Raw genomic sequence first — 13,286 nt, 5'->3', positions numbered from 1 at the left:
TCGTGTGGCACACGGGCAGGAACATCGCCCGCCACCGACAACGTCGTCTGAGGAGAACACCATGACCGTCTACGCTGCACCCGGGCATCCCGATTCCCTGGTCAACTTCAAGAGCCGATATGAGCACTACATCGGCGGCCAGTGGGTACCGCCCGTGAAGGGCCAGTACTTCGAGAACATCACCCCCGTCACCGGCAAGGCATTCTGCGAGGTTGCCCGCGGCACCTCCGAGGACATCGAAGCCGCGCTCGACGCCGCCCACGAAGCCGCCCCCGGCTGGGGAAAGACCTCGCCCGCAGAGCGCGCGGTGATTCTCAACAAGATCGCCGACCGCATGGAACAAAACCTCGAACTCATCGCGGTGGCCGAGACCTGGGACAACGGCAAGGCCGTGCGTGAGACCCTCAACGCCGACATTCCCCTCGCCATCGACCACTTTCGCTACTTCGCCGGCGCGATCCGGGCGCAGGAGGGTGGGGTGTCTCAGATCAACGAAGACCTCGTCGCCTATCACTTCCACGAGCCGCTGGGCGTGGTCGGCCAGATCATCCCGTGGAATTTCCCGATTCTCATGGCCGTCTGGAAACTTGCCCCGGCGCTCGCCGCAGGCAACGCGATCGTGCTGAAGCCGGCCGAGCAGACGCCCGCCTCGATCCTCGTGCTGTTCGACCTCATCGGCGATCTACTGCCCCCGGGCGTGGTGAACATCGTCAACGGCTTCGGCGCGGAGGCCGGCAAGCCGCTCGCCTCAAACAAGCGAATCCGCAAGATCGCGTTCACCGGCGAGACGACGACGGGCCGGCTCATCATGCAGTACGCTTCCGAAAACATCATTCCGGTCACCCTCGAGCTCGGTGGTAAGAGCCCCAACATCTTCTTTGACGATGTGATGGCCAAGGACGACGCGTACTGGGACAAGGCCCAGGAGGGCTTCACGATGTTCGCCCTGAACCAGGGTGAGGTGTGCACGTGCCCCTCGCGCGCCCTGATCCAGGAGTCCGTGGCTGGCGACTTCTTGGACGCCGTGGTCGAACGCACCGAAAAGATCAAGCGTGGTAACCCGCTCGACACCGACACCATGATGGGGGCGCAGGCCTCCAACGACCAGTTCGAGAAGATCAGGTCGTACCTCGATATCGGCAAGCAGGAGGGTGCCCAGATTCTCACGGGCGGCGCGGTGGCCGACCTCGACGGCGACCTGGCGGGTGGCTTCTACATTCAGCCCACCATCTTCCGCGGCACGAACGACATGCGCATCTTTCAGGAGGAGATCTTCGGTCCCGTCGTATCGGCCACAACGTTTACCGACTTTGACGATGCGGTTCGCATCGCCAATGACACCCTGTACGGTCTCGGCGCAGGCGTGTGGAGCCGCAACGGCAACACGGCATACCGTGCGGGCCGCGCGATCCAGGCGGGCCGCGTCTGGGTCAACAACTACCACGCGTACCCCGCCCACGCCGCCTTCGGCGGCTACAAGTCGAGCGGTATTGGCCGTGAGAACCACCTCATGATGCTTGACCACTACCAGCAGACGAAGAACCTCCTCGTGAGCTACAAGGAGAGCGCTGACGGCTTCTTCTAAGCCGGCACGCAAACGTGAATCTTCACTCACCACACCACACCACCACGCTTGACACACCATAACCACCACACATCACAGGAGAGTTCTTTCTTATGACTACACCAGCAGCACACGCAACGATGCGCGCCGCCGTTGTCAACGCATTCGGAACACCGGTTGACGTGACCGACTATGCAGTTCCCACCCCCGGCCCGGGCCAAGCACTTGTGCGAGTGCTGACCACGGGCGTCTGCCACACCGATCTGCACGCCGTCGAGGGGGACTGGCCGGTCAAGCCTGCCCCGCCGTTCATCCCCGGGCACGAGGGCGTCGGCATTGTCGAGGCTGTCGGCGAGGGCGTCACCAACGTTGCCGTCGGCGACACGGTCGGCAATGCCTGGCTGTGGTCGGCATGCGGCCACTGCGAGCACTGTCGCACCGGCTGGGAGACGCTCTGCGAGCAGCAGCAAAACGGCGGCTACTCGGTGGACGGTTCCTTCGGCGAATACATGATCGTTGACGCGACCTACGCGGCAGTGCTGCCCGCCGGCGTCAATGCCGCAGAGGTCGCCCCGGTACTGTGCGCCGGTGTGACGGTGTACAAGGGCCTCAAGGTGACGGGGGTGCGGCCCGGACAGTGGGTCGTGATCTCGGGCATTGGGGGCCTCGGGCACATCGCGGTGCAGTATGCGGTCGCCATGGGCATGCGCGTTGCCGCGGTTGATATCGCCGAGGACAAGCTCGCCCTGGCCCGCAAGCACGGCGCCGAGGTCACGGTCAACGCACGCGAGGAGGACCCGGTCGAGGCGGTGCAGCGCGCGACGGGCGGCAGCCACGGCGTGCTGGTCACGGCCGTCCACCCGGCCGCCTTCGGTCAGGCCATCGGCATGACGCGTCGCGGCGGGACGATCGTCTTCAACGGACTGCCGCCCGGGGACTTCCCCGCCCCGATCTTCGACATCGTATTGAAGGGCCTCACCATTCGCGGTTCGATTGTGGGCACCAGGCAGGACATGATCGAGGCGCTCGATTTCTACAACCGCGGGCTCATCCATCCCACGATCGCGGAGCGTCCGCTCGAGGACGTCAACGAAGTACTCGACGAAATGCGCGCGGGCAAGATTGACGGCCGGGTCGTGCTCAGATTTGCCGACGCCTAGGTCGGCGACGTGAACTCGGTGGGCCGGTGCGGTGTTGGGGGACATCGCACCGGCCCGCCGCTGTTGTGGCCCCACCATTGAAGGCTGTGCCATTCGGCGTAGCATGGAAGCCAGGCGGCAGCGCAGCCGCAGAGGAGACGAAGATCATGACTGATTCAATCGTTGGTAATGCACAGGCGTGCGATCTGCCCACCGCCGAGCTGGTGAATTCGGCCGACATCCCCGGCTGCGTTGACGCGCGCCCCGAGGTCGAGGGTGAGGTCGCGAGCCGGCTCGCGTTTACGCCCGCCGCCATCGCGCTCATTGACAAGCTCTGGGCTATGCACGGCGCGCTGATGTTTCATCAGTCGGGCGGCTGCTGCGACGGCAGTGCCCCCATGTGTTATCAGGCGGGGGAGTTCCGCACCGGGGGGCAAGATGTGCTGCTGGGCACGCTCGTGCTGCCGCCCCTGGATCCGGATCATGCAGGCTCCCGGCCGCGCGAGATTGGCTTCTGGATGTCGGGGGAGCAGTTCGCGGTTTGGGCGCATACCCACCTGACCGTCGACGCGGTGCCGGGGCGCGGGGGCGGCTTCTCGCTCGAGGCGCCCGAGGGGCAGCGGTTTTTGATCCGGTCCCGCCTGCTGTAGCCGGATCGGCGGGCTCAGCTCGCTTGCCGCGCCGCATGCGACAATAGAGCACGATGGATCCGAACAAGCTCAACCATGGCCCCGCCGCGCTTCCTCCGAAGCAGGATCAGCCGCCCAAGCTGATTAAGACGCGCCCGCGTGGCTCTTCAGCGCCTCCCGAAGCGGGAGCGCGCCCTCAGGTGCGCCCGAAGACCGAGGGCTGGAACCAGCTCACCAACCCCGACGGGCGCCCGACGCTGCAGTTCGCCTCGCCGCGGGTGAAGCAGCCCGACACGCACCTTGCCGACATGACGCTCGCCGAGCGTGAGGCGAAGGTCGTCGAGATGGGGCTGCCGAAGTTTCGTGCGAAGCAGCTGTCCAAGCACTACTTCGAGCACCGTACGACCGCGCCCGAAGAGATGACGGATCTGCCGCTTGAGCACCGTGAGGCGCTCGCGACCGCGTTCTTCCCGCCGCTGCTCACCGAGGTGAAGCGCCTCGTCACCGACGACGGCGACACGGTCAAGATGCTGTGGCGTCTGTTCGACGGCGCGCTCGTCGAGTCAGTGCTCATGCGCTACCCCGGCCGCATCACGCTGTGCGTGTCGAGCCAGTGCGGCTGCGGCATGAACTGCCCGTTCTGCGCAACCGGCCAGGCGGGCCTCACCCGCAACATGTCGACCGCCGAAATTCTCGACCAGGTGGTGCAGGCGAACCGCATCATCTCCGAGGGTGGTCTTGGCCGCAAGCGCCGCGAGGGCAACGGTGCAGAGGCTGAACGCGTCAACAACATCGTGTTCATGGGCATGGGCGAGCCGCTCGCCAACTACAAGCGCGTCATGAACGCCGTGAAGCGCATGGTCGCGCCGTCGCCCGAGGGGCTCGGCATGTCGGCCCGCGGTATCACGGTGTCGACGGTCGGACTTGCTCCCGCGATCCGCAAGCTTGCGGACGAGGACCTGCCGATCACGTTCGCGCTGTCGCTGCACGCCCCCGACGACAAGCTGCGCGACGACCTGATTCCGGTGAACAGCCGGTGGAAGGTTGAGGAGGTGCTCGATGCGGCGTACCACTACTACGAGAAGACCGGTCGTCGCGTCTCGATCGAGTACGCCCTGATCAAGGACATGAACGACCACGGCTGGCGCGCCGACCTGCTCGCCGACAAGCTCAACGCGCGCGGTCGCGGCTGGGTGCACGTGAACCCGATTCCGCTGAACCCCACCCCCGGGTCGATCTGGACCTCGTCGACGCGCGAGGTCACACGCGAGTTCGTAGACCGACTCAATGCTGCCGGTGTGCCGACGACGCTGCGCGATACGCGCGGTAAGGAAATCGACGGCGCCTGCGGTCAGCTTGTTGCCTCCGAGGAAGACAAGATTCAAGCCCGCGCAGACGCAGCGACTGACGCAGCAGCACGCTAGGACGCAGCAGCAGCGCGCGCGTAGCTGCCCGCACACCGCCGCACGGTGTACAGATGCCCCAGCTTGTGCGGTTGAGCGAGTTCTCAACCGCACAACCTGGAGCATCTGTCGTATTTTGAGAGGTAGCCCGGCCAGGCGTGTCCTACGGCTCGCGGCGCACCGCGCGGGCCAGGAGTTCGACGTCATCTGAGGTGTTCCACAGGTGAAACGAGACGCGGGCGTTCCCCAGGCGGCCCGACGCAGTGATGCCCGCGGCCCGCATCGCTGCCAAGTCAGCACCATCGGCGTCTGGCCAGGCGACGATTGCCGAATTGCCCGCCGGGAGCCCGAGCTCGGCGCGAGCGGCATTGGCGAGGCCGACCCCGTGATCCTGCGCCTCGTGCGGGTCGATCGTCGCGATGAACTCGAGTGCAGCGACCGTGCCGCCAATCACCGGCCATGCGGGGGAGAGGTCGAACTGTGTGGCGTTCGGAGCGAGCGGTGTGTGGCCCGCGTAGCATGACTCCCACACGTTCTCTGCCGAGCACCAGCCCGCTGCGATCGGCACGAGTGAGTCTTCGAGTCCCTTGGCAACCGTGAGAAACGCGGTACCGCGCGGGGCGCACAGCCACTTATAGGCGTGGCACACGGAGTAGTCAAACAGAGAGGCCGGCACGGGGAGCCAACCGAGGCTCTGCGTCAGGTCGGCCAGCGTGCGTGCCCCCACTCGCGCCGCCGCCGCCACGATGGCCTCGTGATCGGCGACCTCGCCGGTGGCCGACTGCACGAGCGAGAACGCGACCAGGGCGGTGCCCGGCGAAACGGCGGCGGCGAGCTCCGAGACCGGGACGTATCGAACACGCACGCCCCGGTGTCGCTGCTGCTCAAACGGATGGGTGAGTGAGGCGAAGTCGCCCGCGGCGCACAAGACCTCGGCGCCGTCGGGCAAGCTGGCCGCGATCACCGAGACCAGCTGCGAAGTCTGCGACCCGACCGCGACGCGGTCAGCGGCCACTCCCGCAATACGGGCAAACAGGGCTCGGCACTGCTCAACCTCTGCACCGATAGCGACGGCATCGTGGGCGCCCGTCGCCCACCGAGCAGTAAAGCTGGACATTGCCTCGAGCGCTTCGCGCGGTGGCAACCCCGAGGTGCAGGCCGAGAGGTATCCCGGGGCCTGCGCGAAGTGTGTACGGGCCTCGGCGAGGGGCATGAAGTGTGCAGCGACGGTGCTCATGCTTCGAGCGTAGGAGCACGCGACGCATAATGAAACAGAATCATTCTTATCCCTGAAGCACAAATGGTTATGTATCGCGTAGAATGAAACGCATGACTTCGCCTCGCAGCGCTGATCCCCTCGGGTCGATCGATTCCACAGAACTGCGCATTCTGCACGCCCTCGCGACCACCGGGTCCTTGACAGCGGCGGCGGCCAGCCTCAGTCTGAGCCAGCCCGCCGTGAGTCAGCGCATTAAGCGCGTCGAGGGGCGCCTTGGTGTGCCGCTCATCGAACGCAGCGGCCGCGGGATCCGGCTCACGACCGCCGGCACCATCCTCGCCGATCACGGGCGCACCGTGGTCGCCGAGATCGACGCTGCATTGGCTGCCATCGACGACCTGCGCGGCGAACGATCCGGCACCCTGAGGCTCGTGGGCTTCCCCTCGGCCTCGGCCACCCTCGTGCCCGACCTGATGCGCAGGCTCGCTGCGGAGGCGCCCGATGTTGCCCTGCAGTATCGGGAGGCGGAGCCGCCCGAGGCAACCTCGATGCTGCGCGACGGTGAGGTCGATTGCGCGCTGATTTTCGACTACGAAGGGGCCGCCGAGCTGCCCGCCGGCAGCGCCTTCCTGCCGCTGTGGCGCGAGGAGGTGCGCCTCGTGGTGTCGAGCGAGCGGGGCTGCGACCCTGCCGAGAGCCGAGCCAAGCTTGAGGACTTCGCCGCCGATCACTGGATCGCCGGCTGTGAAAAGTGCCGGGGTCACCTGTTGACTGCGGCAAACGAGGCCGGGTTCGAACCCGACATTATTCAAGAGACCGATAACGTTCCCGCGATGCTCGCAATGGCCGCTGCCGGTGGGGCGGTCGCGCTGGTGCCCGGGCTCGCGCTCGCGGCGGCGCGCTCGCTCCCCGAAGACGCGCAGGCGCTCGAGCTCGACCCCCCGCGCCACCGCACGATCGGGCTCGTTGCGATGGCGACCGCGAATGAAAGCCCGCAGGTGCGCCTCGCAAAGCGGCTATTTTCGGGCGTCGACGGCGCCAAGTGGGGCCTGGAGGCGATCGCATGAGCTCAACAATCCACGCCACAGCGCTGACCTCGGACCGTGTTGCCAAGCTGCAACGGCGCACGATCATCGTGCTGAGTGCGGCGACAATTCTCGGTGGCCTAGGGGTCGGCGCAGCGCTCTCCGTCGGATCTCTGCTGCTCGCCGAGGTGAGCGGCAACGACGCCATCTCGGGGCTCGCCTCCGCCATGTTTAGCGCGGGCACGGCAGCGGCGGGCGTGCCGCTCGCCCGCATCGCGATGCGTCACGGCCGCAGACGCGCGCTCGTCATCGGCAGTATGGTCGCATTCGTCGGCGCCGTCGTCGCAATCTTTGGCGCGGCGATCGGCATCTGGCCGGTCATCGCGCTCGGGCTGGGCATGTTGGGCGTCGCCGCGGCCGTGCAGCTGCTGTCACGCTTCACCGCCACCGACCTCGCGCTGCCGCGCCGTCGCGCCCGCGACCTATCCCTCGTGGTCTGGATGATCACGATCGGCGCGGTCGTCGGCCCGAACCTCATTGGCCCCGGTGAGGTCGTCGGCAACGCCCTCGGCGTGCCTCCACTCGCTGGCGTCTTCGTGTTCGCATGTGTGGCGCAGCTCCTCGCAGCGCTTGTGAACTGGCTCGGCCTGCGGCCCGACCCGCTGCTCACCGCACGCGAGGTCTCGGCCCACGAGGCCGCTGCTGCCGCGGCCGCTGTGCTCGAGGCCGCTGTGGTCGAGACCGTGCGGGGGAGTGTCGATCCGGATCATGCTGCCCCGGCAGCCGGGCAGCTCGCGGCCGCGGAATCCTCGCCCGCGACACCTCGGACCGCGAGCATCAAGATCCCGCACACCCTCACCCGGGGTGCCCAGATCATGACGATCATTGTGATCTCGGTCGCCCAGATCCTGATGGTCGGGCTCATGGCCATGACCCCGCTGCACCTGATGCACACCGGGGGCACCGCCGAGATCGTAGGGCTCACCCTGAGCCTCCACATTGCGGGCATGTACGCGCTGTCGCCCGTGTTTGGCTACACGGCGACCAAGTTCGGGCGTATGCCGACCATCGCCATCGGGTTTGTGCTGCTGGCCGCTTCGGTCTGGCTGGCCTACGTTGCGGGCCCCTCACACATTACGGTGCAGATTTCGCTCACTCTGCTGGGGCTCGGCTGGAGCGCGGTGACCGTCGCTGGCGCCGTGCTGCTCACCGACATCACTCCCGAGCACGAGCGCCCCAGGTGGCAGGGGCTTTCTGACACGTGCATGAGCGCCGCAGGAGCCGTGGCCGGTGCGCTCGCGGGCGTCGCCTTCGCGATCGGAGACTTCCCCATGCTGTCCCTCATTGCAGGCGGCATCCTTGCCGCAGGTGCGCTGGTGGCGGCGCGCCTCTGGATCATGATCAGGCGCTCCTAACCGGCCCCCAAATTCCTCCGGCTGATGCGCAGCCGATCCCACTGACCAACGACTAGACTGGATCCGATGTCTGAGACTGCTACTTCACTGTTTTCCACCGCGACCGGTTCTGATGTTCGCGTCCGCTTCTGCCCCTCACCCACGGGCACCCCGCACGTGGGCATGGTGCGAACCGCCCTGTTCAACTGGGCTTACGCGCGCCACACCGGCGGCACGTTCGTGTTCCGGATCGAGGACACCGACGCTGCACGCGACAGCGAGGAGAGCTACGCTCAGATCCTCGACTCACTGCGCTGGCTCGGCCTGACCTGGGATGAGGGCATCGACGCTGGCGGCGAGCATGGCCCGTATCGCCAGTCGCAGCGTGGTGAGATCTACGCGGGCATCATCGAGCGCCTGCGCGAGGGCGGCTACCTCTACGAGAGCTACTCGACCGCTGAAGAGATCGACGCGCGCAACGAGGCGGCGGGTCGCCCCAAGCAGCTCGGCTACGACAACTTCGATCGCGACCTCACCGAAGAGCAGCGCGCCGCATTCCGTGCCGAGGGCCGCGAACCTGCACTTCGGTTCCGCGTCCCCGAGATCGACCTGTCCTTCACCGACCTCGTGCGCGGTGACATCACGTTCCCCGCGGGTTCCACGATCGACTTCGTCGTCGTGCGCCCGAACGGTGCGCCCCTGTACACGCTGGTGAACCCCGTCGACGACGCGCTGATGGGCATCACCCACGTGCTGCGCGGCGAGGACCTGCTGTCGTCGACCCCGCGCCAGATCGCGCTGCACACCGCGCTCGTCGAGCTCGGCATTGAAACCGCGATCCCGCAGTTCGGCCACCTGCCCTACGTGCTGGGTGAGGGCAACAAGAAGCTCTCCAAGCGCGACCCCGAGTCGAACCTGTTGCACCACCGTGCGCGCGGCTTCATTCCCGAGGGCCTGCTGAACTACCTGTCGCTCCTGGGCTGGTCCATCGGGCCGGATCGCGATATCTTCACGAGCGACGAGATGATTGCGGCGTTCGACGTCACCGACGTCAACCCGAACCCGGCTCGCTTCGACCAGAAGAAGGCCGACTCGATCAACGCCGACCACATTCGCCTGCTCAGCGAAGAGGACTTCGGCCAGCGCATCCTGCCGTACCTGATCGCTGGCGGCTCACTTCCCGTGGAGCCGACGGCTGAGCAGCTCGACATCGTGCGCCAGGCTGTTCCGCTCGTGCAGAGCCGCGTCACGGTGCTCTCCGAGGTCAACGACATGCTCGGCTTCCTGTTCACGAGCGCCGACGCGCTCAGCTACCAGGACGATGCACTGAAGTCGCTCAAGGGTGACTCGCAGACGGTGCTGAACGCTGGCACCACCGCACTCGAGGCAGTCGCCGAGGGCGACTGGAACACCGAGGCGATTCAGACTGCGCTGCAGACCGCGCTGATCGACGGGCTGGAGCTCAAGCCGCGCGTGGCCTTTGGTGCGCTGCGCGTTGCGGCTTCGGGCCGCCGTGTGTCACCGCCGCTGTTCGAGTCCTTCGAGTTGCTCGGCAAGGCAGAGACGCTCGCGCGCCTCGTCAAGCTCACCAACTTTCTGGCCGCGAAAGCCGCAGACGAGGAGTAGCCATGACGGCGGGTGCGAATGACCTTCCCATCGGCGTCGCCATTATCGGTGGCGGCCCGGCGGGGCTGTCGGCGGGGCTGCAGCTGGTGCGTGCGAACCGACGCATCGCGATTCTTGATAGCAATCGCCCCCGCCACTCGGCGACCCTGCAGTCGCACGGGTTTCTGACCCGTGACGGGGCCTCGCCCCTCGAACTGCGGAGGCTCGGGCGTGAAGAATTCGAAGCGTATCCGACCGCACAGTATGCGCAGGCGATCACGCGCTCGGTGGAGCGGCTCAGCGAGGACGAGGCCCGGGCGGTCGGATTCCCCGACGGCATCGGGTTTCGGGTGCGCGGCACCGGGATCCGGGGCGCAGCCGACGCCGAGTTCATTGCGCGCCGCGTGCTCATCGCGGCCGGGCTCACCGAGCAACTGCCGCAGCTGCCCATGATTCGCGCCTACTACGGCACGGCGTTGCACAGCTGCGTCGAATGCGACGGGTTTGAGAAGACCGACAAGCCGCTCGTGCTGATCGGCGAAACTGCGGATCTGTTTGCGCGCGCGCTGCTCATCAGTCGGTTCAGCTCAGACCTGATCGTCTTTACGAACGGCGCCGATACGATCCGGCCCGAGCAGGAAGCACAGCTGAACGCGATCGGCATCCGTGTCGAGCGCCGCGCGATCGACGACATCGTGGGCGAGAAGGCCGACATGACGGGGGTGCGCCTCGCCGACGGCGAGGTCATTCCCCGCGTGGGCGGCTTCGTGCGCCCGCGCTGGAACGCGCCCGTCGAGTTCATGGGCGCGCTCGAGTTGGACCGCGACGGTTGGGGGCTCGTGGTGGTCGATGACCGCGGCGAGACCTCAGCCCGCGGAGTCTATGCCGTGGGCGACATCGTGCCCCCCGGCCCGCAGCAACTCATCATTGCGGCAGGCAACGGCGCACGCGTCGCGGCCAAGCTCAACATGGATATGATCCGGGGCGCACTCGGGGTAGGAATGATCGATGAATAACACGACGGAGCGAACCGAGGAGCGAGCAGTGAGCGGCGACTACCTGACGCCCGGCGCGCGATCCGCCAGCCGGGGTGCACGATACGCGACCATTTCGGCGGCGTTCGTGGGCATTCTGCTGATCTCAAACGTCGTGGCCGTCAAGCCCATTGCGTTCGGTGAGATCGCGTTCGGCGGGTTGTCGCTGCCGCTCGTGTTCGATGGCGGGGTGTTCCTGTTTCCGCTCGCGTACGTGCTGGGTGACGTGCTCGCCGAGGTGTACGGGCTGAAGGCCTCCCGCCGCGCAATCTTCGCGGCATTCGGCCTGGCGCTGGTGGCCTCGCTCACGATTCTCGCGGTACAGGTGTCACCTCCGGCCGCGGGCTGGGAGAACCAAGAAGCCTACGCGGCGGTGCTCGGGTTCGTGCCACGCATCGTGCTCGCCAGCCTCGTCGCGTTCCTGGCGGGGCAGCTCGTCAACGCCTGGGTGCTGGACCGGCTGCGCCGCCGCCCCTCGGGCCGCTTTCTGCGCACCCGCCTGATCGGCTCGACGATCGCCGGCCAGCTGATCGACACGCTCCTCTTCTGCACGATCGCGTTCGCTGGCATCATCACCGGCATCGACTTCGTGATGTACGTCGTGCTCGGCTACGTCGTCAAAGTGCTCGCCGAGGTGGTGCTGCTGCCCGTCACGACCCGCGTCATCAAGTACGTGCGCACCGCCGAAGAGCGCGAGCTCCAGGCGTAAGCCAGCTGGTACGCAAAAGGCCGCAGCTCCCGAGGGCGCTGCGGCCTTTTGCGATCCGGCGCTGGTTACACGCTGGCCGTCTGCAACGCCCGGGCGCTCTGGGCGGCCTCGCGCGCAAACTCCATTCCGTACTGGCGCCCCAGCACTTCCTCACGCAGCTCGGCGAAGGTGCCATCGATCATGCTGGCCCGGATCCGGTCCACGAGACGTACGATGTAACGCTCGTTATGGATCGTGGCGAGGGTCGACGCGAGCATCTCCTTCGCCTTGAAGAGGTGGTGCAGGTACGCCGCGGTGTAGTTCTCGCAGGTGTAGCAATCACACTCTTCATCGAGCGGGGCGAACCGGCGCCGCTGGCCGGCCGACTTCGCGTTGATGCGTCCGGTGGGGGAGTACATGCTGCCGCCGCGCGCCTGACGCGATGGGGCAACGCAGTCAAACGTATCGGCGCCCGCGGCGATGCCCGCGAACAGGTCATCGGGCTCGGAGATGCCGAGCAGGTGACGGGGCTTGTGTTCGGGGAGCTCGTCGCTCACCCAGCCAGTGATCGTGCCGAGCTTCGTCTTCTCGAGTGCGCCGCCGATGCCGAAGCCGTCGAACATCTGCTGCTCGGCCTGCGCGCCCGTCATCGTGGCAAGGCCCCGTGCCGCCTCGCGGCGCAGATCCTCATACTGTGCGCCCTGAACCACGCCAAAGAGGGCTTGGTACGGGCGATGTGAGCGCTCGCTGGACTGGGCCGCGTGCTCGTCCAGGCACCGAACTGCCCAGCGAGCGGTGCGGGCGACCGAGTCCTCCTGGTACTCACGAGTGTTCAGGAGCGTGGTGCACTCGTCGAACGCAAAGATGATGTCGGCGCCGAGCTGATGCTGGATCTGCATCGACACCTCGGGAGTAAACCGGTGACGGTCGCCGTTGATGAACGACTTGAACGTCACGCCGTCCTCGTCAACGTGAGCCAGGCGCTCCTTCGTCTTGGCGATCACGTCGGTGGTGTCGTGATCGTGCTCGGCCATAGAGATGACCTTCTTGAACCCGACCCCGAGCGACATTACCTGAAACCCGCCGGAGTCGGTGAAGGTCGGGCCGCTCCAGTTCATGAACTTACCGAGACCGCCGGCCTCATCGACCAGGTCGCTGCCAGGCTGCAAGAACAGGTGGTAGGCGTTGGCAAGTACCGCCTGGCCCCCGAGCTCGCTCACGGACGCGGGGAGCAGAGCCTTGACGGTGGCCTTTGTCCCCACCGGAATAAAGGCGGGCGTCTGAATGTCGCCGTGGGGCGTGTGGATCGTGCCCACCCGGCCGAGCGGCTGGTCCTTGCTGCCGGTAGACCCTCCTGCTTCGAGGCGATGCTCGAGGGTGAAAGAGAAGTCGGCGGGGGAAGGATCTTGAGGAAGGCTCGTAGTCACGAGTCCATCTAAGCAGGCAACGCTTAAAGGTCGCGGGCGGGCGTTCTGCGGGATTCTGCATGTTCATGCGGAAGTGCCCCGCGACACGCCCGTGTTTGGGGCTGGGTTTGCCTTCGCCCCGACAACTGCGTAATGTTGTCTCTTGTCGCCGCAACGAAG

At 66.5% G+C, this 13,286-nt stretch carries 11 protein-coding genes; 9 read left to right on the top strand and 2 right to left on the bottom strand.

What is annotated here, in order from left to right:
- Positions 1 to 61 precede the first annotated feature (61 nt).
- The 4 genes from exaC (at position 62) to rlmN (ending at position 4,756) form a co-directional block, all read left to right on the top strand.
- Positions 62 to 1,585, top strand: a complete 1,524-nt coding sequence (gene exaC / locus C795_RS0100055; protein ID WP_017791715.1) for an acetaldehyde dehydrogenase ExaC — start codon at positions 62 to 64, stop codon at positions 1,583 to 1,585.
- A gap of 92 nt (positions 1,586 to 1,677) precedes the next feature.
- Positions 1,678 to 2,724, top strand: coding sequence for an alcohol dehydrogenase AdhP (adhP, locus tag C795_RS0100050; protein ID WP_017791714.1), 1,047 nt, complete (start codon positions 1,678 to 1,680; stop codon positions 2,722 to 2,724).
- A 146-nt stretch (positions 2,725 to 2,870) separates the two neighbouring features.
- Entirely contained in the window at positions 2,871 to 3,353 is a 483-nt protein-coding gene (locus tag C795_RS0100045; protein ID WP_051053710.1) for a DUF779 domain-containing protein, read from the top strand.
- 53 nt (positions 3,354 to 3,406) lie between these two features.
- The gene (gene rlmN, locus C795_RS0100040) at positions 3,407 to 4,756 is read left to right on the top strand and encodes a 23S rRNA (adenine(2503)-C(2))-methyltransferase RlmN (protein WP_017791712.1); all 1,350 of its coding nucleotides are present in this window, start codon (positions 3,407 to 3,409) and stop codon (positions 4,754 to 4,756) included.
- A 142-nt stretch (positions 4,757 to 4,898) separates the two neighbouring features.
- Here the strand turns inward: rlmN and C795_RS0100035 are convergent, their stop codons facing one another.
- Positions 4,899 to 5,972, bottom strand: coding sequence for an aminotransferase class V-fold PLP-dependent enzyme (locus tag C795_RS0100035; protein ID WP_017791711.1), 1,074 nt, complete (start codon positions 5,970 to 5,972; stop codon positions 4,899 to 4,901).
- A gap of 92 nt (positions 5,973 to 6,064) precedes the next feature.
- Here C795_RS0100035 and C795_RS0100030 point away from each other — a divergent pair, with 92 nt between their 5' ends.
- From C795_RS0100030 to C795_RS0100010, 5 genes are all read left to right on the top strand, one after another.
- Positions 6,065 to 7,021: a LysR family transcriptional regulator gene (locus tag C795_RS0100030; RefSeq protein WP_017791710.1), complete on the top strand. Its 957-nt coding sequence runs from the start codon at positions 6,065 to 6,067 to the stop codon at positions 7,019 to 7,021.
- A complete protein-coding gene (locus C795_RS0100025) occupies positions 7,018 to 8,394 on the top strand; it encodes an MFS transporter (protein WP_017791709.1) in 1,377 nt (458 codons plus the stop codon). Before C795_RS0100030 ends, C795_RS0100025 begins: the two co-directional genes overlap by 4 nt.
- A gap of 66 nt (positions 8,395 to 8,460) precedes the next feature.
- Positions 8,461 to 9,999, top strand: a complete 1,539-nt coding sequence (gene gltX / locus C795_RS0100020) for a glutamate--tRNA ligase (protein ID WP_017791708.1) — start codon at positions 8,461 to 8,463, stop codon at positions 9,997 to 9,999.
- A gap of 2 nt (positions 10,000 to 10,001) precedes the next feature.
- Positions 10,002 to 10,994, top strand: a complete 993-nt coding sequence (locus C795_RS0100015) for an NAD(P)/FAD-dependent oxidoreductase (RefSeq protein WP_017791707.1) — start codon at positions 10,002 to 10,004, stop codon at positions 10,992 to 10,994.
- Entirely contained in the window at positions 10,987 to 11,721 is a 735-nt protein-coding gene (locus tag C795_RS0100010) for a queuosine precursor transporter (protein WP_017791706.1), read from the top strand. Before C795_RS0100015 ends, C795_RS0100010 begins: the two co-directional genes overlap by 8 nt.
- Positions 11,722 to 11,786: 65 nt before the next feature.
- Here C795_RS0100010 and tgt read toward each other — a convergent pair whose 3' ends face one another.
- Positions 11,787 to 13,127 carry a tRNA guanosine(34) transglycosylase Tgt gene (gene tgt / locus C795_RS0100005; protein WP_026139323.1) on the bottom strand — a complete coding sequence of 447 codons (1,341 nt, stop codon included), beginning with the start codon at positions 13,125 to 13,127 and terminating at the stop codon, positions 11,787 to 11,789.
- Between the last annotated feature and the right edge of the window lie 159 nt (positions 13,128 to 13,286).

Origin of the sequence: Leucobacter salsicius M1-8 (assembly GCF_000350525.1) — a bacterium.
In the GTDB taxonomy this organism is placed as follows: Bacteria; Actinomycetota; Actinomycetes; order Actinomycetales; family Microbacteriaceae; genus Leucobacter; species Leucobacter salsicius.
The sequence above is the reverse complement of the archived record's forward strand: the minus strand, read 5'-3'. Positions and strand labels throughout refer to the sequence as shown.

Coding starts and splice junctions, on each gene's coding strand:
- exaC (WP_017791715.1), top strand. CDS start 62: ATGACCGTCTACGCTGCACCCGGGCATCCCGATTCCCTGGTCAACTTC.
- adhP (WP_017791714.1), top strand. CDS start 1,678: ATGACTACACCAGCAGCACACGCAACGATGCGCGCCGCCGTTGTCAAC.
- C795_RS0100045 (WP_051053710.1), top strand. CDS start 2,871: ATGACTGATTCAATCGTTGGTAATGCACAGGCGTGCGATCTGCCCACC.
- rlmN (WP_017791712.1), top strand. CDS start 3,407: ATGGATCCGAACAAGCTCAACCATGGCCCCGCCGCGCTTCCTCCGAAG.
- C795_RS0100035 (WP_017791711.1), bottom strand. CDS start 5,972: ATGAGCACCGTCGCTGCACACTTCATGCCCCTCGCCGAGGCCCGTACA.
- C795_RS0100030 (WP_017791710.1), top strand. CDS start 6,065: ATGACTTCGCCTCGCAGCGCTGATCCCCTCGGGTCGATCGATTCCACA.
- C795_RS0100025 (WP_017791709.1), top strand. CDS start 7,018: ATGAGCTCAACAATCCACGCCACAGCGCTGACCTCGGACCGTGTTGCC.
- gltX (WP_017791708.1), top strand. CDS start 8,461: ATGTCTGAGACTGCTACTTCACTGTTTTCCACCGCGACCGGTTCTGAT.
- C795_RS0100015 (WP_017791707.1), top strand. CDS start 10,002: ATGACGGCGGGTGCGAATGACCTTCCCATCGGCGTCGCCATTATCGGT.
- C795_RS0100010 (WP_017791706.1), top strand. CDS start 10,987: ATGAATAACACGACGGAGCGAACCGAGGAGCGAGCAGTGAGCGGCGAC.